The 21,350-nt window shown below is 70.7% G+C and carries 18 protein-coding genes and 3 tRNA genes; 10 read left to right on the forward strand and 11 right to left on the reverse strand.

Annotation, left to right across the window (positions count from 1 at the left end; all coding sequences use genetic code 11):
• Positions 1-18: 18 nt before the first annotated feature.
• The 5 genes from AC07FY_RS12515 to AC07FY_RS12535 form a co-directional block, all read right to left on the reverse strand.
• A complete protein-coding gene (locus tag AC07FY_RS12515) occupies positions 19-630 on the reverse strand; it encodes a response regulator (protein ID WP_469290394.1) in 612 nt (203 codons plus the stop codon).
• Positions 627-1,862: a sensor histidine kinase gene (locus AC07FY_RS12520; RefSeq protein ID WP_479004433.1), complete on the reverse strand. Its 1,236-nt coding sequence runs from the start codon at positions 1,860-1,862 to the stop codon at positions 627-629. Before AC07FY_RS12520 ends, AC07FY_RS12515 begins: the two co-directional genes overlap by 4 nt.
• A gap of 327 nt (positions 1,863-2,189) precedes the next feature.
• Positions 2,190-2,265: transfer RNA gene (locus AC07FY_RS12525), tRNA-Gly, on the reverse strand.
• A gap of 78 nt (positions 2,266-2,343) precedes the next feature.
• Positions 2,344-2,415 (reverse strand) — tRNA-Gly (locus AC07FY_RS12530).
• 87 nt (positions 2,416-2,502) lie between these two features.
• Positions 2,503-2,820 (reverse strand): histone-like nucleoid-structuring protein Lsr2, encoded by a 318-nt coding sequence (locus AC07FY_RS12535; RefSeq protein ID WP_479004435.1) that lies wholly within the window; start codon positions 2,818-2,820, stop codon positions 2,503-2,505.
• 325 nt (positions 2,821-3,145) lie between these two features.
• Here AC07FY_RS12535 and purS point away from each other — a divergent pair, with 325 nt between their 5' ends.
• The 6 genes from purS (at position 3,146) to AC07FY_RS12565 (ending at position 8,350) form a co-directional block, all read left to right on the forward strand.
• Positions 3,146-3,391, forward strand: a complete 246-nt coding sequence (gene purS, locus AC07FY_RS12540) for a phosphoribosylformylglycinamidine synthase subunit PurS (protein ID WP_030009438.1) — start codon at positions 3,146-3,148, stop codon at positions 3,389-3,391.
• A gap of 2 nt (positions 3,392-3,393) precedes the next feature.
• Positions 3,394-4,074 carry a phosphoribosylformylglycinamidine synthase subunit PurQ gene (purQ, locus tag AC07FY_RS12545; protein WP_479004437.1) on the forward strand — a complete coding sequence of 227 codons (681 nt, stop codon included), beginning with the start codon at positions 3,394-3,396 and terminating at the stop codon, positions 4,072-4,074.
• Positions 4,071-6,320 carry a phosphoribosylformylglycinamidine synthase subunit PurL gene (gene purL / locus AC07FY_RS12550; RefSeq protein WP_479004440.1) on the forward strand — a complete coding sequence of 750 codons (2,250 nt, stop codon included), beginning with the start codon at positions 4,071-4,073 and terminating at the stop codon, positions 6,318-6,320. The genes purQ and purL overlap by 4 nt, the downstream gene beginning before the upstream one ends.
• 89 nt (positions 6,321-6,409) lie before the next feature.
• A complete protein-coding gene (locus tag AC07FY_RS12555; RefSeq protein ID WP_479004442.1) occupies positions 6,410-6,718 on the forward strand; it encodes a hypothetical protein in 309 nt (102 codons plus the stop codon).
• Positions 6,719-6,727: 9 nt separating this feature from the next.
• The gene (locus AC07FY_RS12560; protein WP_479004445.1) at positions 6,728-7,519 is read left to right on the forward strand and encodes a maleylpyruvate isomerase family mycothiol-dependent enzyme; all 792 of its coding nucleotides are present in this window, start codon (positions 6,728-6,730) and stop codon (positions 7,517-7,519) included.
• Positions 7,520-7,555: 36 nt separating this feature from the next.
• Entirely contained in the window at positions 7,556-8,350 is a 795-nt protein-coding gene (locus AC07FY_RS12565; protein WP_479004448.1) for an META domain-containing protein, read from the forward strand.
• A 12-nt stretch (positions 8,351-8,362) separates the two neighbouring features.
• Here the strand turns inward: AC07FY_RS12565 and AC07FY_RS12570 are convergent, their stop codons facing one another.
• Both AC07FY_RS12570 and AC07FY_RS12575 read right to left on the reverse strand, forming a co-directional pair.
• The gene (locus AC07FY_RS12570) at positions 8,363-9,757 is read right to left on the reverse strand and encodes a sulfatase-like hydrolase/transferase (RefSeq protein ID WP_479004450.1); all 1,395 of its coding nucleotides are present in this window, start codon (positions 9,755-9,757) and stop codon (positions 8,363-8,365) included.
• Positions 9,758-9,868: 111 nt separating this feature from the next.
• Positions 9,869-10,069 (reverse strand): putative leader peptide, encoded by a 201-nt coding sequence (locus AC07FY_RS12575; RefSeq protein ID WP_479004571.1) that lies wholly within the window; start codon positions 10,067-10,069, stop codon positions 9,869-9,871.
• 42 nt (positions 10,070-10,111) lie between these two features.
• On the opposite strand from AC07FY_RS12575, the gene purF reads away from it, so the two are divergent.
• Positions 10,112-11,629, forward strand: coding sequence for an amidophosphoribosyltransferase (gene purF / locus AC07FY_RS12580; protein WP_479004452.1), 1,518 nt, complete (start codon positions 10,112-10,114; stop codon positions 11,627-11,629).
• 143 nt (positions 11,630-11,772) lie between these two features.
• Complete coding sequence (gene purM, locus AC07FY_RS12585) at positions 11,773-12,843, forward strand: phosphoribosylformylglycinamidine cyclo-ligase (RefSeq protein WP_479004455.1); 1,071 nt, start codon at positions 11,773-11,775, stop codon at positions 12,841-12,843.
• A gap of 84 nt (positions 12,844-12,927) precedes the next feature.
• On the opposite strand, the gene AC07FY_RS12590 is transcribed toward purM, so the two are convergent.
• Both AC07FY_RS12590 and AC07FY_RS12595 read right to left on the reverse strand, forming a co-directional pair.
• Entirely contained in the window at positions 12,928-13,194 is a 267-nt protein-coding gene (locus tag AC07FY_RS12590) for a DUF3073 domain-containing protein (protein WP_479004457.1), read from the reverse strand.
• Positions 13,195-13,488: 294 nt separating this feature from the next.
• Positions 13,489-14,577, reverse strand: coding sequence for a Leu/Phe/Val dehydrogenase (locus AC07FY_RS12595; protein WP_479004459.1), 1,089 nt, complete (start codon positions 14,575-14,577; stop codon positions 13,489-13,491).
• A 185-nt stretch (positions 14,578-14,762) separates the two neighbouring features.
• Here AC07FY_RS12595 and AC07FY_RS12600 point away from each other — a divergent pair, with 185 nt between their 5' ends.
• Complete coding sequence (locus AC07FY_RS12600) at positions 14,763-15,617, forward strand: DUF8083 family protein (RefSeq protein WP_479004462.1); 855 nt, start codon at positions 14,763-14,765, stop codon at positions 15,615-15,617.
• A gap of 567 nt (positions 15,618-16,184) precedes the next feature.
• Positions 16,185-16,391: a developmental transcriptional regulator BldC gene (bldC, locus tag AC07FY_RS12605; protein ID WP_003949541.1), complete on the forward strand. Its 207-nt coding sequence runs from the start codon at positions 16,185-16,187 to the stop codon at positions 16,389-16,391.
• A gap of 732 nt (positions 16,392-17,123) precedes the next feature.
• Here the strand turns inward: bldC and AC07FY_RS12610 are convergent.
• Together AC07FY_RS12610 and hrpA are read right to left on the reverse strand one after the other, a co-directional pair.
• Positions 17,124-17,197 (reverse strand) — tRNA-Asp (locus AC07FY_RS12610).
• Between the two features lie 81 nt (positions 17,198-17,278).
• Positions 17,279-21,223: an ATP-dependent RNA helicase HrpA gene (hrpA, locus tag AC07FY_RS12615; RefSeq protein ID WP_479004464.1), complete on the reverse strand. Its 3,945-nt coding sequence runs from the start codon at positions 21,221-21,223 to the stop codon at positions 17,279-17,281.
• Positions 21,224-21,350 lie beyond the last annotated feature (127 nt).

Below are 21,350 nucleotides of genomic sequence, written 5' to 3' on the forward strand. Positions count from 1 at the left end.
GCCGTAGCGCGGGACCTACTATACCCAACCCCGCTCCCGGGCGAGACGCACCGCCGTGTGCCGGTTCTCGGCCCCCAGCTTGGTCGCCGCCGAGGACAGGTAGTTGCGCACCGTCCCCTGGGAGAGCCGGGCCCGCTCGGCGATCTCCGCGACCGGCGCCCCGTCCGCGGCGAACTCCAGCACCTCCGCCTCCCGGGCGGTCAGCGGCGAGTCCCCGGCGCTGATCGCGTCGGCCGCCAACTCCGGATCCACGTACCGCCCCCCGGCGTGCACGGTCCGGATCAGCTCCGCCAGCCGCTGCGCCGAGACGGTCTTCGGCGCGAAGGCCCGCACCCCCGCCGCCAGCGCCCGCTTCAGGTGCCCGGGACGGCCGTGACTGGTCACGATCATGCTCTTGCAGTCGGGCAGTTCGGCCCGCAGCGAGGTGGCGACGCTCACCCCGTCCGCCCCCGGCATCTGCAGGTCCAGCACCGCCACGTCCGGCCGGTGCGCCCGCGCCATCGCCAGGGCCTCCGGTCCCGAGGCCGCTTCGGCGACCACCAGCAGGTCGTCCTCCAGGGCCAGCAGCGCGGCCAGGGCCCCGCGGATCAGGTGCTCGTCATCGGCGAGCAGTACGCGTACGGGGCTCACACCCGCACCTCCAGTCCGTTTGCGTGGGCACTCGGTATCTCGGCGCACAGCCGGAAGCGGCCGCCGGCCACCGGCCCCGCCCGCAGCGTCCCGTCCAGCACGGCGAGCCGCTCGCGCAGGCCCGCGAGCCCCGAACCGGGCGGTCCGGCGGGACACTCGGGCGCCCCGTCGTTCTCCACCACCAGCGTCACGGCCCCGGACTCCGGCGCGGTCAGCCGGATCAGGCAGTTCTGGGCGTCCCCGTGCCGCAGGACGTTGGTGGTCGCCTCGCGCACCACCCAGCCGAGTGCGGACTGCACCTCGGCGGGCAGCGCCCGGCCGGCCGCGACGTCGACCCGGCAGTCCATTCCGGCCGCGCTCAGCACCCCGCGCGCACCCTCCAGCTCCACCGACAGGTCCGCCTCCCGGTAGCCGCGTACGACGTCCCGCACCTCGCGCTGGGACTCCTGGGCGATCCGCTGCACCTCGATCATCTGGTCCACCGCCTCCGGGCGTTCGCGCCGCGCCAGCTGGACCGCCAGCTCGCTCTTGAGCGCGATCACCGCGAGGTTCCGGCCCATCACGTCGTGCAGGTCCCGGCCGAAGCGCAACCGCTCCTCGGCGACCGCGAGCCGCGACTGGGCCTCGCGGGAGCGGTCGAGCTCCCACACGGTCTTCAGCAGCCAGGTGGTGAACCCGCAGGCCATGGAGAAGAAGACGGTGGAGATCAGCACGCCGACGACGTATCCGAGGGCCTCCCGGGCCGGCAGCCCGAGGGCGAGCACCACCAGCCCCGTGCCGCCCGCGTAGGCCGGGCCCACGTACCGCATCTGCCGCACCGAGGGCAGGCACATCACCAGGGCGCCGCTGCCGAATCCGGCCACCCCGGCGATCAGCTGCGGGGCCACCGCCGGGTCGGAGAACACCCCGGAGCGGCGCAGCACGAGCACCGCCACCACGAAGACGGCCGTGACGGCGGCGACGGTGAGCGCGAGCCGCGCCGGGCGCTCGCGCCGGTCGACCGCCCAGTCCATGGCCCGTGAATACACGAAACCGCAGAGCACCGCGTGCACGCACACCAGCAGCAGGAGGGCCAGGGCCACCAGGGGCTGCTCGGGCGCTTCCACGACCACCGGGAGCAACCCGAACGAGAGGATCTCCAGGAGGATGAAGAGATGGCACGACCAGCGCGTGTACAACTCGACCTTCTCCGCACTGCTGCGGTTCCTCCACCACCCCGTCAGTTTCGACACGGCCCCGTCCCCCTGGTCCCCTCGCGGCGCGGTTCCCCGCGGAACCACTTCTGCACAGCAAACACGGTGATCACGACCCAGGCCAGCGTCGGGAGCGCGGCCCCAGCGGGTCGCAGGTCCGTGCCCCGGCGCTCCAGCCGGCTCTCGGTGCCGGTCATGCCCCCAGCCTCGTGGCTCCGGGCCGGTCGGGGCAGTGCAGCCCGTCATGATCCGCGATGACATTTGTAAGGCGGGGGCAGGGCAGGGGGAGGGGCAGGAAAGGGACCCGGCCCGGGGCTCCGGAACACGAGAAAGGCCCCGGTCGTGATGACCGGGGCCTTTCCCTGATGGAGCGGACGACGCGACTCGAACGCGCGACATCCACCTTGGCAAGGTGGTGCTCTACCAACTGAGCTACGTCCGCAGGGTTACTGCGTGCACTGCGAGCAGTGCGTGCATCACTCTACCCGATCCACCGTGGTGGTTCGGACAGCCGATGCAGAGCGGGTGACAGGGATCGCACACTGCGCCTTCCCTCTGGAAGAGGGATGTTCTACTACTGAACTACACCCGCACGACTTCGGGGCCCTGACCTGCGGTCTGGCCCCTCGGCGTGATCCACACATTAGCCGACGGAGGGGGGTGGATGGCAAATCGGCCCTCAGTGGGCCGCGTTGTAGGCCTCGTAGATCTTCTTGGGGATGCGGCCGCGGGGCGGCACGTCGTACTGGTTGGACCGGGCCCAGGCCCGGACGACCGCGGGGTCCGGCGCGACGGACGTGTGCTTGAAGGTCTTCCCCGAGCGCGACTGGCGGCGCCCGGCGGCCACGAAGGGGGCGAGGCCCTTCCGCAGTTTCTTTGCGTTGGCCGCATTGAGGTCGATCTCGTACGACTTTCCGTCCAGAGCGAACACGACCGTTTCCGCCGCTTCTCCGCCATCGATGTCATCGGAGAGCGTGACTACTACGCGCTGCGCCACGGATATCGGTCCCTTCGTGCGATCCGCTCCGCGCTGACGTGGAGCGATGTCGCCTGTGTGGATGTTTCGGGGCAATGCATCATTCAACCGGAATCCCGGGTGATTCCTTTGTACCCCGATTCTCATTGCAATGCGAAGCCCAGTTAATTCTCTCCGCGTGTCCCGCCGCAATGCCGGGCACGTGGTTTTCCGGCGGATTTTGCGAAGCGTTGGTGAAGTCGAAACGGCCCGGTGATCACGCCGCCCCGATATCTACCCGCGTAGAAATTTCGGGCGGGTACGCTGAGGGAACCGCCTTCGCACCAACCACACACGGGAGTGCCCGATGGCACGCGTCGTAGTCGACGTCATGCTCAAGCCGGAGATCCTCGACCCCCAGGGCCAGGCGGTGCAGCGTGCACTGCCGCGCCTGGGCTTCGAGGGGATCGCGGACGTCCGCCAGGGGAAGCGTTTCGAGCTCGAGGTGGAGGGACCGGTCGACCAGGCCGCCCTCGACCGCATCCACAAGATGGCCGAGACCTTCCTCGCCAACACCGTCATCGAGGACTTCACCGTGAAGGTCGAGGCCTGACGGTGACCACTCGCATCGGAGTCGTCACGTTCCCCGGAACGCTCGACGACCGTGACTCACTGCGCGCCATCCGCCTCGCGGGGGCCGAGCCGGTTTCGCTCTGGCACCGCGACAAGGACCTGCACCAGGTCGACGCGGTCGTCCTCGCGGGCGGCTTCTCCTACGGGGACTACCTGCGCGCCGGAGCCATCTCCCGGTTCTCGCCGGTGATGGACACCATCATCGAGCAGGCCAAGGGCGGCATGCCCGTCCTCGGCATCTGCAACGGCTTCCAGGTCCTCACGGAGGCCCACCTGCTGCCGGGGGCGATGCTCCGCAACAACCACCTGCACTTCATCTGCCGCGACCAGAAGCTGCGGGTGGAGAACGCGGAGACCACGTGGACCGGCGACTACAGCGCTGGCCAGGAGATCTCCGTGCCGCTCAAGAACATGGACGGCCGCTACACCGCCGACGAGCGCACGCTCGACGAACTGGAGGCCGAAGGCCGAGTGGCCTTCCGGTACGTCGACGTCAACCCCAACGGGTCCCTGCGCGACATCGCCGGAATCACCAATGCCGCGGGCAACGTCCTCGGCCTGATGCCGCACCCCGAGCACGCGGTCGAGCCGCTGATCGGAACGGGCGGCACCGACGGCCTCCCGTTCTTCACGTCGGTCCTGAAGAAGCTGGTCAGCGCATGAGCCTCGACACGGTCAAGAACGCCACCGACACCCCGGACGCGGCGCAGCCCTGGAGGGAACTCGGCCTCAAGGAGGACGAGTACGCCCGCATCCGGGAGATCCTCGGCCGCCGCCCCACGGGCGCCGAGCTCGCCATGTACTCGGTCATGTGGTCCGAGCACTGCTCGTACAAGAGCAGCAAGGTCCACCTCGCCCAGTTCGGCAAGAAGGCCCCCAAGAACGACGCCATGCTGGTCGGCATCGGCGAGAACGCCGGCGTCGTCGACGTGGGCCAGGGCTACGCGGTCACCTTCAAGGTGGAGTCGCACAACCACCCCTCCTACATCGAGCCCTACCAGGGCGCGGCCACCGGCATCGGCGGCATCGTCCGCGACATCCTGGCCATGGGCGCCCGCCCGGTCGCCGTCGTGGACCCGCTGCGGTTCGGCGCGGCCGACCACCCCGACACCAAGCGCGTCCTGCCGGGCGTCGTCGCGGGCATCGGCGGCTACGGCAACTGCCTGGGCCTGCCGAACATCGGCGGCGAGGTCGTCTTCGACGCGTGCTACCAGGGCAACCCGCTGGTCAACGCCGGCTGCATCGGCGTGATGAAGCACGAGGACATCCACCTCGCCAAGGCCTCCGGCCCCGGCAACAAGGTCATCCTCTACGGCGCCCGCACCGGCGGCGACGGCATCGGCGGCGTCTCGGTCCTCGCGTCGGAGACGTTCGACGACACGAAGCCGACCAAGCGCCCCGCCGTCCAGGTCGGCGACCCCTTCCAGGAGAAGCTCCTCATCGAGTGCACCCTGGAGATCTTCAAGGAGAAGCTGGTCGCGGGCATCCAGGACCTCGGCGGCGCCGGGCTGTCCTGCGCGACCTCCGAGCTCGCTTCCGCCGGTTCCGGCGGCATGCGCGTGGAGCTGGACTCCGTCCCGCTGCGCGACGCGACGCTCTCGCCCGAGGAGATCCTCATGAGCGAGTCGCAGGAGCGCATGTGCGCGATCGTCGAGCCGCAGCACGTCGCGCGCTTCATGGAGATCTGCGAGAAGTGGGACGTCATCGCCACCGTCATCGGTGAGGTGACCGACGGCGAGCGCCTGGAGATCTTCTGGCACGGCGAGCAGATCGTGGACGTGCCCCCGGGCACCGTCGCCCACGAGGGCCCGGTCTACAACCGCCCGTACGCACGCCCCTCCTGGCAGGACGCGCTGCAGGCCGACGACGCGGGCAAGCTGCCCCGCCCGGCGACTTCCGCCGAACTGCGGGCGCAGGTCCTGGCGCTGGTGTCCTCCCCGAACCAGGCGTCGAAGTCGTGGGTCACCGACCAGTACGACCGCTTCGTCCAGGGCAACACGGTGCTCGCGCAGCCCGAGGACGCGGGCATGGTCCGCATCGACGAGGAGTCCAACCTCGGCGTGGCCATGGCCACCGACGGCAACGGCCGCTTCGCCAAGCTCGACCCGTACACGGGTGCGCAGCTGGCGCTGGCCGAGTCGTACCGCAACGTGGCCGCGACCGGCGCGAAGCCGCTCGCGATCTCCGACTGCCTGAACTTCGGCTCCCCCGAGGACCCGGACGTGATGTGGCAGTTCGCCGAGGCCTGCCGCGGGCTCGCCGACGGCTGCCTGGAGCTGGGCACCCCGGTGACCGGCGGCAACGTCTCGCTCTACAACCAGACCGGTGACATCGCCATCCACCCGACCCCGGTCGTGGCGGTCCTCGGTGTGATCGACGACGTCAACCGCCGCACGCCGATGGCGTTCTCGGAGGCCGGCCAGCTGCTGTACCTGCTGGGCGACACGGCCGAGGAGTTCGGCGGTTCGGCCTGGTCCCAGGTCGTCCACGACCACCTCGGCGGCATGCCGCCCAAGGTGGACCTGGGCCGCGAGAAGCTGCTGGGCGAGATCCTGATCTCCGCCTCGCGCGACGGCATGATCGACGCCGCGCACGACCTGTCCGACGGCGGTGTGATCCAGGCGCTCACCGAGTCCTGCCTGCGCGGCGGCAACGGTGCGCGGATCGTGGTCCCCGAGGGCCTGGACGCCTTCACCTTCCTGTTCTCCGAGTCGGCGGGCCGGGCCATCGTGTCCGTCCCGCGCAGCGAGGAGCTCCGCTTCACCGACATGTGCGGGGCGCGCGGCCTGCCCGTCGCGCGCATCGGCGTGGTGGACGGCGATGAGATCGAGATCCAGGGCGAGTTCACCCTCCCGCTGGCCGAGCTCCGCGAGGCCCACGAGGCGACGATCCCGGCCCTGCTGGCCTGATCGCCCGCTGTGCGCCCGAGCCCCCGGCTGGATTTCCCCCCGGCCGGGGGCTCACCGCGTCGGCCCGGCTGTCCGACCGGGCCGCAGGAGTGCCGCGGGCACCGGCGGCCCGGGAGGAGGGCTGCCTGCTCGCGGTGGGGCGCGCCCGCTCGTACTTCCGTGACGACGCGGCCGCGGTCGCGGTGGACGGCCCCGGCTCCGGCAGCCCGCGCCCGGTGAACTCCGGCACGGCGGGCCGCGGGTCGACGACCTGCGCGGGGCGGCCGGCCACGCTGACGATGACCGTGCCCCACCGGCACCGGTCGGTCCTCGGCCCGCGCTTCGACGAGCTGTCCCACGCCCGCGCCACCGACGTCGCGACGCGCCGCGGCTGCACCGGCCTCACCCTTCCCGGATAGGGTCACCGCATGCCGCCCGGGAAGAAGAAGCCGCGTACCTACGACGATGCCAGGATCCGCGCGGCCGTCACCGCGCAGTTCGCGCATGTGGCCCGCGGTGTGCGGGAGTTGGGGCCTGAGCAGCTCGGCCGGCCCAGCGGGCTCGGCGAGTGGACCGTCGCCGACCTCGCCGCGCACATCGCGTGGATCGCCGACTCCCTCGCCGTCGGCCTCGCGCGGCCGCCCGCCGCCGCCGCCGAACTGACCGCCGCCGAATGGCCCTTCGCGACCGCGTCCCTCGCCGGGAGGATCTCCGACGCCGCCCGCGAGACCCTGGCCGGAGCCCCGCTCCCCGAGCTCTACGACCGGGCGGCCGCCCGGCTGGCCGCGGCGCTTCGGGCCCACACCGGGGAGCGCGTGCTGCACCTGTGGATCGGGGACATGACCCTCGCCGACTTCCTGGTCACCCGGACCGTGGAACTGGTGGTGCACACCGACGACCTGAACCGGGCCGCCGGGGTCGAGATCCCCGTCGAGCGCCAGGCCCTGGCCGCCTGCACCCGGCTGCTCGCCGACGCCCTCGCCCTGAAGGCGCCGGGCGGTTCGGTCGAGGTGCGGATCCCGCCCTTCGCGGTGGTCCAGTGCATCGAGGGCCCCCGCCACACCCGCGGCACCCCGCCCAACGTGGTCGAGACCGACCCGCTGACCTGGATCCGGCTCGCGACGGGCCGTACGCGGTGGGCCGCCGCCCTCGACGAGGCGCAGGTCAGGGCCAGCGGCGAGCGCGCCGACCTGTCCGGCCTGCTCCCGCTGATGAGCTGAGCGGAACCACCCGGGCCGTTCGTCCGTCCCATCCGCATGCGTACCCTCAGGCACCTTCCGACCGGCCTGGCCCTCCTCCTCGCGCTCGCCGCGTGCGCGCGGTCCGGGGACAGCGGGAGCAGCGCGCTCCCCGACCCCCGGGGCTCCTGGGCCGTGGAGTCCGTGACCACCGGCGGCCGCACCCTGCACGCGCCACCGGTCGCCCGCGTCGACCTGAAACCGGACGAGGCCACGGGCCACTACGGCTGCAACGGCTTCACGGCGAAGGTCGTCTTCGAAGGCTCCTCCGCCCTGACCGTGACCCCCGGCACCAGCACCACCATGGCCTGCGAGGACCAGGAGTTCGAGATCGCGTTCTCCCGGCTGTTCCAGGGCCGGCTGACCATCGACCGGGGCCCCGACCGGCTCACGCTGAAGACCGCCGACGGCGGCACCATCGCCCTCACCGCCCAGCCCCAGGCCCCGGACGCCCCGCTCGCCGCCACCGAGTGGATCGTCGACTCGCTGGTCGACGGCGCGACGGTGTCCTCCGTCCCCGCCGAGGCGGCCGGGCGCGCCCGGTTCAGCCTGACCGCGGACGGCGCGGCGAGCGGCAGCCTCGGCTGCAACCGGTTCAGCGCCAAGGCCGTCGTCGAGGGCTCCTCGGTCACCTTCGGACCGCTCACCGCGACCCGGATGGCCTGCGAGGGCCCGGCCGGCGAGGTGGAGCGGAGCCTGACCGCGCTGCTCGGCAGCGGCCCGCTCACCTGGAAGATCCAGGGGCAGGACCTCACCCTGACCGCCGCCGACGGCAAGGGCCTCACCGCGAAGGGAGCCACGGCGGCCGAATGACCCCCCGCCGCCTCAGGCCGGATAGGGCAGCAGCGTCGCGTCCACCGCCTCCCAGGCGGCGCGCAGTTCCGCCAGCCGGGCCGGTTCCACCGCGGCCTTGTCGGCCTGCTCACGGACGTCCCCGGCCAGGTCGAACAACTGGTCGCGGCCCGCCCTGCCGCGGTAGTACTTCCAGGAGCCGCGCCGCAGGGCCCGCTCCCCGCGCACCCGCCAGAACAGGTCCCGCTCGCGGGGCTCCTCGCCCCGCAGCAGGTACCCGGCCAGGCTCACCCCGTCCAGCGGGTAGGCGGGGTGGGGCCGTGCCCCGGCCACCTCCAGCAGCGTCGCCGTCCAGTCCGGGCTGAACACCGGCAGGCGGCTGACCTGCCCGCCGTCCAGCCGCGCGGGCCAGCGCGCGACGGTGGGCACCCGGATCCCGCCCTCCTGCAGCGATCCCTTGCTGCCCGACAGCGGCCAGCTGTAGGAGAAGCGCTCGCCGCCGTTGTCGCTGGCGAACACCACCAGGGTGTCCTCCTCCTGGCCGGAGCGCTTCAGCGCCTTCAGCACCTCGCCGACCGAGCGGTCCAGGTCCTCGACCAGCTGCCGGTACTTGCCGACCGAGCCGCCGTCCTGGTGCCACAGTGCGCGCCCGTCGCCCGCCTTGATGCGGCGGACGATCTCGGCGCTCTCCTCGGTGTCCCCTTCGGCGATCCAAGGCCAGTGCGGAGTGGTGTAGTTCAGGTTCAGCAGCCACGGCGTGCCGCCGTGGTCGCGCGAGACGTACTCGCTCGCCCGCTCGGTGATGATCCGGGTGTAGTAGCGCAGGTCCCGGTAGGTGGCGTCGCCCTCGTAGAGGTCGTACTCGCCGCCCAGCCCGAGCTTCGAGTAGTACTCCAGGGCGCCGCCGAAGTTGCCGAAGAACTCCTGCCAGCCGGACTTCGTCGGGCCGTAGTCCGGCAGGTGGCCCGCGTGCCACTTGCCGATCAGCGCGGTGGAGTAGCCGGAGTCCCGCAGCAGCGAGGCCAGCGTCGGATGGGTCGGCTCCAGGCCCACCGACCTGTCGGCGATCGGCTCGGCCAATCCGCCCCGGGTGCGCGCCGGATAGCGGCCGGTGTACAGGCTGAACCGGGTCGGCGAGCAGGTCGCCGAGCCCGCGTAGGCGTCGGTGAACCGGACGCCCTGGCGGGCGAGCCGGTCCAGGTTCGGGGTCCTGATGTCCGGGGACCCGTAGGAGGACAGGTCCGCCCAGCCCAGGTCGTCGCCCAGGATGAACAGGATGTTGGGACGGCGCGAGCGGCGTCCGCGCGCAGCGCGGAACTCCCGCTCCGGTCCGGACTCGGCGGCCCGCGCGGGGGCGGCGGCGCCCAGCCCCGCGGCCGCCGCGGCGGCGCTCACGCCGACCGCCCCGCCGAAGGCGCGTCGGGACATCAGGGGTTCGTACGAGGTCACAGCTACTCCAGGGCACGGCCCGGCGCCCGGCAGCGCGGGGCATGCCGGGGCGGGGGTGGAGGAAAAGGGAAAGGAATGTGCGGCGTGTGACTACGCGGAACAGCGACAGATGGCGCTCGCGACACGGACCAGGTCCACGTGCCGGCGCTCGACGAGGGTGACGGTGCGGTCACCGAGAGGCTGCATGGGGCGAGAGCCTGTACGAAAGTCCGTACGGCTGTCAACAAAGGAATCCGGATACCGGGACGCAGCGGCCCGGTCACCCTGTGTGCTGTGACATTTCCCGAGCATCCCGAATTCGGACCAGTGGTCGACCTCGCCTACACTCGTAGTGTGCCTCGTGGTGATGGACGACTCAACCACGACCTGCTCCCCGGAGAAAAGGGCCCCCAGGACGCTTGCGGCGTCTTCGGTGTCTGGGCTCCGGGTGAAGAGGTCGCCAAGCTCACCTACTTCGGACTGTATGCGCTACAGCACCGCGGACAAGAGTCCGCGGGAATCGCTGTGAGCAACGGTTCCCAGATCCTCGTCTTCAAGGACATGGGCCTTGTGTCCCAGGTCTTCGACGAAACCTCTCTCGGCTCGCTCCAGGGTCATATCGCGGTCGGTCACGCCCGCTACTCGACCACCGGGGCCTCCGTCTGGGAGAACGCCCAGCCGACCTTCCGCGCGACCGCCCACGGCTCCATCGCCCTGGGTCACAACGGCAACCTGGTGAACACCGCCGAGCTCGCCGAGATGGTCGCCGACCTCCCCCGCCAGGACGGCCGTGCCACGCAGGTGGCCGCGACCAACGACACCGACCTGGTGACCGCCCTGCTCGCCGGCCAGACCGACGACGACGGCAAGCCCCTGACCATCGAGGAGTCGGCCGCCAAGGTCCTCCCCCAGGTCAAGGGCGCCTTCTCGCTGGTCTTCATGGACGAGGGGACCCTCTACACCGCCCGCGACCCGCAGGGCATCCGCCCGCTGGTCCTCGGCCGCCTCGAGCGCGGCTGGGTGGTCGCGAGCGAGACCGCCGCCCTCGACATCTGCGGCGCCAGCTTCGTCCGCGAGGTCGAGCCGGGCGAGCTCATCGCGATCGACGAGAACGGCCTGCGCACCTCCCGATTCGCGGAAGCGAAGCCCAAGGGATGCGTCTTCGAGTACGTCTACCTGGCGCGCCCGGACACCGACATCGCCGGCCGCAACGTCTACCTCTCGCGTGTCGAGATGGGCCGGCGCCTGGCCAAGGAAGCCCCGGTCGAAGCCGACCTGGTCATAGCGACGCCGGAGTCGGGCACCCCCGCCGCCGTCGGATACGCCGAGGCCAGCGGGATCCCGTACGGCGTCGGCCTGGTCAAGAACGCCTATGTCGGCCGGACCTTCATCCAGCCCTCGCAGACGATCCGCCAGCTCGGCATCCGCCTGAAGCTCAACCCGCTCAAGGAAGTCATCCGGGGCAAGCGCCTGGTGGTCGTCGACGACTCGATCGTCCGCGGCAACACCCAGCGCGCCCTGGTCAAGATGCTCCGGGAGGCCGGCGCGGCCGAGGTCCACATCCGGATCTCCTCGCCGCCGGTGAAGTGGCCGTGCTTCTTCGGCATCGACTTCGCCACCCGGGCCGAGCTGATCGCGAACGGCATGACCGTCGACGAGATCGCCACCTCCCTGGGCGCGGACTCGCTCTCCTACATCTCGCTCGACGCGATGGTCGAGGCGACGACCATCCAGAAGCCCAACCTCTGCCGTGCCTGCTTCGACGGCGAGTACCCGATGGAGCTGCCCGACCCGCAGCTCCTGGGCAAGCAGCTTCTGGAGACCGAGCTCGCCGGCGGCACGGACGCCGCCGACGCGCTGCGCCGTCCCTGACCTCCCCCGGACTCCTCCGCCAGCCACCGCTGGGAGGTGCCCACCGGGGGACCCCCACGCTCCACCTGCGCCGGGCCCTGTCTTTGAGGCTTCTCCCAGGGCCCGGCACCACACGCAGTAACGACACGAAAGCTCTCCCTGTCATGACAGAGAAGACCACCGGTGCCAGCTACGCAGCCGCAGGCGTGGACATCGAAGCGGGAGACCGCGCCGTCGAGCTGATGAAGGAGTGGGTGAAGAAGACGCAGCGCCCCGAGGTCCTCGGCGGCCTCGGCGGATTCGCCGGCCTCTTCGACGCCTCCGCCCTCAAGCGCTACGAGCGGCCGCTGCTCGCCTCCGCCACGGACGGGGTCGGCACCAAGGTCGACGTCGCCCGCCGGCTCGGCGTGTACGACACCATCGGCCACGACCTGGTCGCGATGGTCATGGACGACATCGTCGTCTGCGGCGCCGAGCCGCTCTTCATGACCGACTACATCTGTGTCGGCAAGGTGCATCCCGAGCGTGTCGCGGCCATCGTCAAGGGCATCGCCGAGGGCTGCGTCCTCGCCGGCTGCGCCCTGGTCGGCGGCGAGACCGCCGAGCACCCCGGCCTGCTGGGCCCGGACGACTTCGATGTGGCGGGCGCCGGTACCGGCGTCGTGGAGTACGACCGGCTGCTCGGCGCGGATCGCATCCGTACGGGTGACGCCGTGATCGCGATGGCTTCGTCCGGCCTTCACTCGAACGGGTACTCGCTGGTCCGCCACGTGCTCTTCGACCGCGCCGGGATGTCCCTGGAGCAGGAGATCGCGGAGCTCGGCCGGACGCTCGGCGAGGAGCTCCTGGAGCCCACCAAGATCTACTCGCTGGACTGCATGGCCCTCACCCGTGCGGCCGAGGTGCACGCCTACTCGCACATCACCGGCGGCGGCCTGGCGGCGAACCTGGCCCGGGTCATCCCGGACCACCTGCACGCCACGGTCGACCGTTCGACCTGGGCCCCCGGCGCGATCTTCGACCTGGTCGGCAAGGCCGGCCGGGTCGAGCGGCTGGAGCTGGAGAAGACGCTGAACATGGGCGTCGGCATGATGGCGGTCGTGCCCGGCGAGTCGGTGGACGTGGCCCTGACCGCGCTGGCCGACCGGGGCGTCGACGCCTGGGTCGCCGGTGAGATCGTCGAGCGCGGCGAACACACCGAGGGAGCGACCCTGACCGGGTCCTACGCGAGCTGAGCAGCACTGAAACCCGGCCCGGGGCGATGCCCTGGACCGGGTTTCAGTCTGTGACCTTGTCGTGCAGACGCTTCTGGGAAAGCGTCAAGCGCCGCGACGCCGTGCCGACGGACCGGACTCTTCGTCCTCGTCGTCGTCATCGCTGTTGTACAGCTCCGCGTACTTGGCGTACGGGTCGTCGTCGTCATCCAGATCGTCATCGACTTCGACCGGCTTGCTGACAGGCAGCAGCGGATCCGTCGGCGATGCGCCCAGCTCATTGGCCAGACGCGAGAGGTCAGTCCCGCCGCTGTTGTACTTCAGCTGGCGGGCGACCTTTGTCTGCTTGGCCTTGGCCCGGCCGCGCCCCATGGCTCGACCCCCTCGGTGACGGGGCTCGACGGCCCCAGAGTCTGACACGCGTTCATGGTTCGGAGCGGGCTCTCCGTGAAGAGACCGTCCGTAGGGGTTTAACGGTACCTGCTTCCGCGGCCATACGGTACGCCGCCCGCATGACGCGCCCCGGTGCAGTACCAACGAGGCGCCCCGTCCCCGCTGGTCACCGCGATTTTAACGCTTTCCCGGCCCGCGACCCGCCGAAGTGCAGTGAGTTCCGTCTCCCCGCACCCCGGCGGGCGCACCCGGATGCCCCGGAGGGGCCGCCGGCTAGCGGGCGGAGCGGGCGTCCGCCATCCGCTGCTCGGCGATCCGGTCGGCTGCCGCGGCCGGCGGGATGCCATCCGACTTCGCGCGAGCAAAGATCTCCAGGGTGGTGTCGAAGATCTTCGCGGCCTTCGCCTTGCAGCGGTCGAAGTCGAAGCCGACCAGCTCGTCGGCGACCTGGATCACCCCGCCCGCGTTCACCACGTAGTCCGGGGCGTAGAGGATCCCGCGGTCCTGCAGGTCCTTCTCGATGCCCGGGTGGGCGAGCTGGTTGTTGGCCGCGCCGCAGACGATCGTGGCGGTCAGGGCCGGCACGGTGTCGTCGTCGAGGGCCCCGCCGAGCGCGCAGGGGGCGTAGATGTCCAGGCCCTCGACGCGGATCAGGGCGTCCGTGTCGGCGACCGCGGTGACCTTGCCCGGGTGCTTGTCGAGGATCCGCCGCACGGACTCCTCGCGGACGTCGGTGATCACGACCTCGGCGCCGTCCGCGAGCAAGTGCTCGACCAGGTAGTGGCCGACCTTGCCGACTCCGGCCACGCCGACCTTGCGACCGCGCAGGGTCGGGTCGCCCCACAGGTGCTGGGCACTGGCGCGCATGCCCTGGAAGACACCGAAGGCGGTGAGCACCGAGGAGTCGCCCGCGCCGCCGTTCTCGGGGGAACGGCCGGTGGCCCACCGGGTCTCGCGCGCCACGACGTCCATGTCCGCGACGTAGGTGCCGACATCGCAGGCGGTCACGTAGCGGCCGCCGAGGGACTCCACGAACCGGCCGTAGGCCAGCAGCAGTTCCTCGCTCTTGAGCACGTCCGGGTCACCGATGATGACGGCCTTGCCGCCGCCGAGGTCGAGACCGGCGAGGGCGTTCTTGTACGACATGCCGCGCGAGAGGTTCAGCGCGTCGAGGACGGCCTCCTCGTCGGAGGCGTACGCGTGGAAGCGCGTGCCGCCGAGGGCGGGGCCCAGGGCGGTGGAGTGGATCGCGATGACGGCCTTCAGGCCGGTGGCTCGGTCCTGGCACAGCACGACTTGCTCGTGACCGCCCTGCTCCGTACGGAACAGGGTGTGCAGGACGCCGTCGGTCATTTCGGTCACGGTGGTGACTCCCATGGAAGAGATGCGGCGCGGAAACAACGCCCGCCCTGCGGGTGGGGGAGGGCGTGCTGGGAGCAGCGTAAGACCTGCGGGGGGCGCGGGGACCGCCTGTCCGAGGATCGGAACACTCCCGTGTCACTGGCGGGCCGGAGGTAGCGCGGCCGCAAAAAGGGGAGTACGAGAGCGTGAGCGAATCCCCCGAACCCCTGCTGCCCTCCGCGCGCTCGGCGCCGGCCGTCCCGTACGCCTCCTACCTGCGTGTCTACGAACCCCTGGCGGCCTTCGCCGAACCGGAGCGCGCGCACTGGGCGGACTACGCCCGGCGCGGTGCGGCTCCCACCGCGCAGGACGAACTGCGCCGGTCGCTCACCGACTTGGTGCGGGTGCCCGTGGTGGGAGTGCCGGCCCACGAGAGCGCGGACGCCTTCACGGCCGAGGTCGACGGGGTGCTGCTGGTCTGCCCGTGGCGCACCCGACTGCGCGGCTGGCTGGCGCTCGAGGAACTGGTCGGGTGGTTCCCGCTGCCGGTGCTGGACGCGGCGCTGCCCCCGCCGGTGCGCCGGCGGGCGGCCGAGGAGTACGAGCGCTGGCGTGAGCGGAACCCGGACGCCCGGCCGTGGATCCGGACGGCGGTGTGGCAGGTCCCGCTGCGCTGGTTCGTACTGGTGGCGGACCAGGAGCGGGAGTACGTGCCGGGCGAGCGGCTGCGCTACCGGACGCCGATGGTGCAGGCCCGGCGGCGCCTGGCCCGCGCCCTGCGGACCCTGCGGGAGGCGGAGGGCTACGGGATGCTCGCCGAGGGGCTGGTGGAGGTCGGGAGCTGGCTGGAGGAGTTCCACCCGCGGTCGATGGTCGAACTGGACTACGGCGGGCTGGTGCACGCGCTGCCGGCGGACCGGCTGGCCGCGGACCGCTCGGCCGCCGATCTGGCGGAGGGGATCGCTGCCTTGCGGGCGGGGGACGAGGACGGCGCCGCCGGGCTCTACGAGGAACTGGCGGAGCGGTGGAGGGCGGTCCGGGAGAGACTGTTCGCGAATTAGTCCTCGGGGGCCCGGCTGCCCCCGATCGCCCTGCAAGGCACCCGTACGTACCCGTCCCTATCGGTCTTTCGGTCATAAGTGGCTGATCAGGGGCTTGATCATCTCTTTAGGGACGTTGTGCCGGGACCTACGTCCCGATACGGGCCATTGGCCCAAGCGTGACGGACCGCACTAACCACACCCTTGCGCCCATCCCCTAGCCTCGTGCCAAAATAGGACAAGGAGTCCGGGGAGGGTTCCTTCCGTCCAAGTAAGGGCGGAATGCTCGGCATTGCGCTCTACGGGGGGTCTGACGACTCCTGATCGCTCTGTGACTGATCGTCACAGTGGGGTGACTGTCCGTTATGGGGCGGTCCATCGGCTTCCGCCGCTGATGAACACCTCGGAGGGCAATTCCGTCGGTTTGGCCCTTCGGGCTGGACGGATGGTGTAGTTGTAGTGCCGAGGACAAGCCGTTCGTCCTATAACCGACTCGGCCCGCGTATGTCCATTTCGGGCAACGCGGGCCAAGGTGCAGAATTTAGAGGAAAGAACCGAGATGGTTCGGTTCTCCCGAGGAGGCCGCTCATGACCGCTCGCACCCCTGATGCCGAGCCGCTGCTGACCCCGGCTGAGGTCGCCACGATGTTTCGCGTGGACCCGAAGACGGTCACCCGCTGGGCCAAGGCTGGCAAGCTCACGTCCATCCGCACCCTGGGTGGACACCGCCGTTACCGCGAGGCCGAGGTTCGCGCACTGCTCGCGGGAATTCCGCAGCAGCGCAGCGAGGCCTGAGGTCGCGCAAGCACCCCTGTTTTAACGGGTTCGTATCGGGTCCCCCAATCCGATGAAACCCACACTGCTTCATACGGCCCGGGCCTGCCCCAACAGGTTCACACGCCGTCGATCGCGCTGGACTCCGCCGGGTCCAGCGCGATCTTTTTTATGCCCGGGTCGGGGCGGAATCGGGCTGGTGTGCGGTGGTCGCCGAGGCAGGTGCCATTGCACATATTAAATCGAGCGGGTGTATGGGTGCGATAAACGTACACATCGCAAAAACTCATACGGTGACTCCCGTCACAGATGATCACTCTTGTATTCACGGGAATGCACCCCGTAAGGGGACGACCGCCCCACAGCGCCTCATGCGAACGGGGGATTCTCGCGGGATGGGCGGCCGGACGGGCGTCCGGTCGGCCGGATGGGTGAGGATCGGGGCGTGGAATGCGGCGGGCGGTTTCGCAGTCGTCAGGGGCGCCCCGGGGCGCTCCACGCCGCTCCGCGCCGGTCCCAGGTCGCTCCAGGCCGCTCCGAGCCGCCTCCAGGCCGCTCCGAGCCGCTCTGGTCCGCCCTGAGGCACCTCTGAGCCGCCGAACCGCGCGGCAGGCTCCCGAAGTCGCCGGTGGGCCTCGGTGGGCCCCAGGAGCCGCCGGGGGATCCGTCTCGGGCCAGGCCGCGCGGCGGAGTGCCCCGCCAACGCGTCAGGGCCCGCAATCCCCGGGGGGATTGCGGGCCCTGACGTTGTTGCGATCCTGACGGGACTTGAACCCGCGACCTCCACCTTGACAGGGTGGCGAGCTAACCAACTGCTCCACAGGACCTTGCTCCGCAGCCTTTTCGGCGGGCTGCGAATCAGACTGTACAGCAGCTCAGGGGGTGCGGTCGAACCCGAGCGTTCCCGGTCACGGGGCCGCCGCGTCCACCGCCTTCACGATCCGCTTGTCGGAGATCGGGTAGGCCGTGCCGAGCGCGTGGGCGAAGTAGCTGACGCGCAGTTCCTCGATCATCCAGCGGATCTCCCTGACCTCCGCCGGCACCGGGCGGCCCTTCGGCAACTGCTCCAGCAGCCAGGCGTACTCGTCCTGCATCTCGTGCACCTTCTCCATGCGCGTGGTGTCGCGCTGGACGCCCGTGGGCATCTGCTGGAGGCGCCGGTCCACCGCCACCAGGTAGCGCATCAGGTCCGGGAGCCTGCGCAGTCCGGTGAGCGTCACGAAGCCGGCCGGCATCAGGGCCGCCAGCTGCGTCTTCACGTCCTGGAGGTTGGCGACCAGCGCGAGGCTGGTCGTGGCCTTCCACCGGCGCTCGCAGGCCTGCCAGGCCGCCAGCACCTGCTGCACCTGGCCCACCGTGCGCACGGTGGTGTCCACCAGGTCGGCGCGGACGGCCTCGTAGAGCTTGCGGAAGCCCGCCTCGTCCCACGCCGGGCCGCCGTGGTCGGCGATCAGCTTGTCGGCGGCCGCGGTCGCGCAGTCGTCGAACAGCGCCTGGATGGAGCCGTGCGGATTCCTGGAGAGGGCCAGCTTCTGCTGGTTCGTCAGGTGGTCCGAGGCGAACTTGGCCGGGTTCACCGGGATGTTCAGCATGATCAGCCGCCGGGTGCCCAGCCACATCGCCTGCTGCTGCTCGGCCTCGGTGTCGAAGAGCCGTACGGAGACGGTCGAGCCCTCGTCCACCAGCGCCGGGTACGCCTTCACCGGCTGGCCGGCCCGGCGGGTCTCGAACACCTTGCTCAGGGTCCCGATGCTCCAGTCGGTCAGCCCGGTGCGTTCCACCGACTCCCCGCCCGCCCGCTCGGCGGTGGCCGCGGCGGCCTTGGACAGCGCCTGGCGGGCCTTCGGCCTCATCCGCAGCCGCAGGGCCTCCAGGTCCTTGTCCTCGGCGAGGTTGCGGCGGCGCTCGTCAACGATCCGGAACGTGATCTTCAGGTGGTCCGGGATCCGGGTCAGGTCGAAGTCCTCCGCCGAGACCGGCACCCCGACCATCCGCTGGAGCTCGCGCGCCAGCGTGACCGGCAGCGGCTCCTGGAGGGGCACCGCCGTGTCCAGGAAGCGGCCGGCGAAGTTCGGTGCCGGGACGTAGTGGCGGCGGATCGGCTTCGGCAGCGACCGGATCAACTCGGTGACGACCTCCTCCCGCAGGCCCGGGATCTGCCAGTCGAAGCCCTCGTCCCGGACCTGGTTCAGCACCTGGAGCGGGATGTGGACGGTGACGCCGTCGGCGTCCGCGCCCGGCTCGAACTGGTAGGTCACGCGGAACGACAGCTGCCCCTGCCGCCAGGTGTCCGGGTAGTCGGCCTTGGTGACCCCGGCCGCCTTCTCGGTGAGCAGCATCTCCCGCTCGAAGTCGAGGAGTTCGGGCTCCTCGCGCTTCTTGTGCTTCCACCAGGAGTCGAAGTGCGCCCCGGAGACCACGTGCGCGGGGATCTTCTGGTCGTAGAAGTCGAAGAGGGTCTCGTCGTCCACCACGATGTCGCGGCGCCGGGCCCGGTTCTCCAGCTCCTCCACCTCGGTGAGGAGCTTGCGGTTGTCCGCGTAGAACTTGTGGTGCGTGCGCCAGTCGCCCTCGACCAGCGCGTTGCGGATGAACAGCTCGCGCGAGACCTCGGGGTCGATCCGCCCGTAGTTGATCTTCCGCTGCGCCACGATCGGCACGCCGTACAGCGTGACCTTCTCGTAGGCCATCACAGCCGCCTGGTCCTTCTCCCAGTGCGGCTCGCTGTAGGTGCGCTTGATCAGGTGCTGGGCGAGGGGCTCGACCCACTCGGGCTCCACCTTGGCGTTGACCCGGGCCCACAGCCGCGAGGTCTCCACCAGCTCCGCCGACATCAGGAACTTCGGCTGTTTCTTGAACAGCGCCGAGCCCGGGAAGATGGCGAACTTGGCGGACCGGGCCCCCAGGTACTCGTTCTTGTCGGTGTCCTTGAGCCCGATGTGCGAGAGCAGGCCGGCCAGCAGCGAGATGTGGATGCTCGTGTCGGGCGCGTCCGCACCCGCCGACGGCTCCTCGACGTGGAATCCCATGGTCCGGGCGACCGTGCGCAGCTGCGAGTAGATGTCCTGCCACTCGCGGATCCGCAGGAAGTTCAGGTACTCCTGCTTGCACATCCGGCGGAACGAGGACGAGCCGCGCTCCTTCTGCTGCTCGCGCACGTAGCGCCACAGGTTCAGGAACGAGAGGAAGTCGCTGGTCTCGTCCTTGAAGCGGGCGTGGTTCTGGTCGGCCTGCGTCTGCTTGTCCGAGGGCCGCTCGCGCGGGTCCTGGATGGACAGCGCGGCGGCGATGACCATGACCTCGCGGACGCAGTTGTTCTTGTCCGCCTCCACGACCATGCGGGCCAGCCGGGGGTCGACCGGGAGCTGGGAGAGCTGGCGGCCCATGGGCGTGAGCCGCTTGGTGTGGTCCTTCTCCGCCGGGTCGAGCGCCCCGAGCTCCTGGAGCAGCTGCACGCCGTCGCGGATGTTGCGGTGGTCCGGCGGGTCGATGAAGGGGAACTTCTCGATCTCGCCCAGCCCGGCGGCGGTCATCTGGAGGATGACGGAGGCCAGGTTGGTGCGCAGGATCTCGGCGTCCGTGAACTCCGGGCGGGCCTCGAAGTCCTCCTCGGAGTAGAGCCGGATGCAGATGCCGTCGCTGGTGCGGCCGCAGCGGCCCTTGCGCTGGTTGGCGCTGGCCTGCGAGATCCGCTCGATGGGCAGCCGCTGGACCTTGGTGCGGTGGCTGTAGCGGGAGATCCGGGCGGTGCCCGGGTCGATCACGTACTTGATGCCAGGGACGGTCAGGGAGGTCTCGGCGACGTTGGTGGCGAGGACGATCCGGCGGCCGGTGTGCTGCTGGAAGACCCGGTGCTGCTCGGCGTGGGAGAGGCGTGCGTAGAGGGGGAGGACCTCGGTCGAGCGGAGGTTGCGCTTGTTCAGGGCGTCCGCGGTGTCGCGGATCTCGCGCTCTCCGGAGAGGAAGACCAGGATGTCGCCCGGGCCCTCGGCCTGGAGCTCGTCCACGGCCTCGCAGATCGCGGTGATCTGGTCCCGGTCGCTGTCCGCCGCGTCCTCGTCGTCCTCCTCCAGCAGCGGCCGGTAGCGGACCTCCACCGGATACGTCCGCCCGCTGACCTCGACGATCGGCGCGTCCCCGAAGTGCCGGGAGAACCGTTCCGGGTCGATGGTCGCGGAGGTGATGACCACCTTCAGGTCGGGGCGCTTGGGCAGCAGCGTGGCCAGGTAGCCGAGCAGGAAGTCGATGTTCAGCGACCGCTCGTGGGCCTCGTCGATGATGATCGTGTCGTAGGCGCGCAGCTCGCGGTCCGTCTGGATCTCGGCGAGCAGGATGCCGTCGGTCATCAGCTTCACGAAGGTCGCGTCCTGGTCCACCTGGTCGGTGAAGCGGACCTTCCAGCCGACCGTCTGGCCGATCTCGGACTTCAGCTCCTCGGCGATGCGCTCCGCGACCGTACGGGCGGCGATCCGGCGGGGCTGGGTGTGCCCGATCATGCCCCGGACGCCGCGGCCCAGCTCCATGCAGATCTTGGGGATCTGCGTGGTCTTGCCGGAGCCGGTCTCGCCCGCGACGATCACGACCTGGTGGTCGCGTATCGCCTCGGCGATCTCGTCCTTCTTCTGGCTGACGGGCAGGTTCTCGGGATACGTGACCTCCGGCATCCGCGAGGCACGGCCGGCCAGTCGCGCGGCGGCCTTCGCGGCCTCCGCGGCGATCTCGTCGAGCACGGCCTGCCTGGCCTCGGGCTTGCGGATACGGCGGGCGCCCTCGAGGCGGCGGCCGAGGCGGTGCGCGTCGCGGAGGGAGATCTCACCGAGAAGCGTCTGCAGGGCGGCGAAGGAAGTAGACATACCTGGTCGAGGATCTCACCCGGGGCCGCCGGGTGGCGAACGCATTTGTGGGGCGGACCCGTACCATTTCGGGACGAGTCCCCCGGCCGTACGAGTGAGAGGCAGGCCACCTTGTCCCGCCGCAGCC

The sequence above is a fragment of the Streptomyces sp. NPDC045967 genome (assembly GCF_056430495.1).

Bases quoted from the DNA above. Each gene is read 5' to 3' on its own strand.
- purS (WP_030009438.1), top strand. From the start codon at position 3,146: ATGGCACGCGTCGTAGTCGACGTCATGCTCAAGCCGGAGATCCTCGAC.
- purL (WP_479004440.1), top strand. From the start codon at position 4,071: ATGAGCCTCGACACGGTCAAGAACGCCACCGACACCCCGGACGCGGCG.
- AC07FY_RS12560 (WP_479004445.1), top strand. From the start codon at position 6,728: ATGCCGCCCGGGAAGAAGAAGCCGCGTACCTACGACGATGCCAGGATC.
- AC07FY_RS12565 (WP_479004448.1), top strand. From the start codon at position 7,556: ATGCGTACCCTCAGGCACCTTCCGACCGGCCTGGCCCTCCTCCTCGCG.
- AC07FY_RS12570 (WP_479004450.1), bottom strand. From the start codon at position 9,757: ATGTCCCGACGCGCCTTCGGCGGGGCGGTCGGCGTGAGCGCCGCCGCG.
- AC07FY_RS12575 (WP_479004571.1), bottom strand. From the start codon at position 10,069: ATGCTCGGGAAATGTCACAGCACACAGGGTGACCGGGCCGCTGCGTCC.
- purM (WP_479004455.1), top strand. From the start codon at position 11,773: ATGACAGAGAAGACCACCGGTGCCAGCTACGCAGCCGCAGGCGTGGAC.
- AC07FY_RS12590 (WP_479004457.1), bottom strand. From the start codon at position 13,194: ATGGGGCGCGGCCGGGCCAAGGCCAAGCAGACAAAGGTCGCCCGCCAG.
- bldC (WP_003949541.1), top strand. From the start codon at position 16,185: ATGACCGCTCGCACCCCTGATGCCGAGCCGCTGCTGACCCCGGCTGAG.
- hrpA (WP_479004464.1), bottom strand. From the start codon at position 21,223: ATGTCTACTTCCTTCGCCGCCCTGCAGACGCTTCTCGGTGAGATCTCC.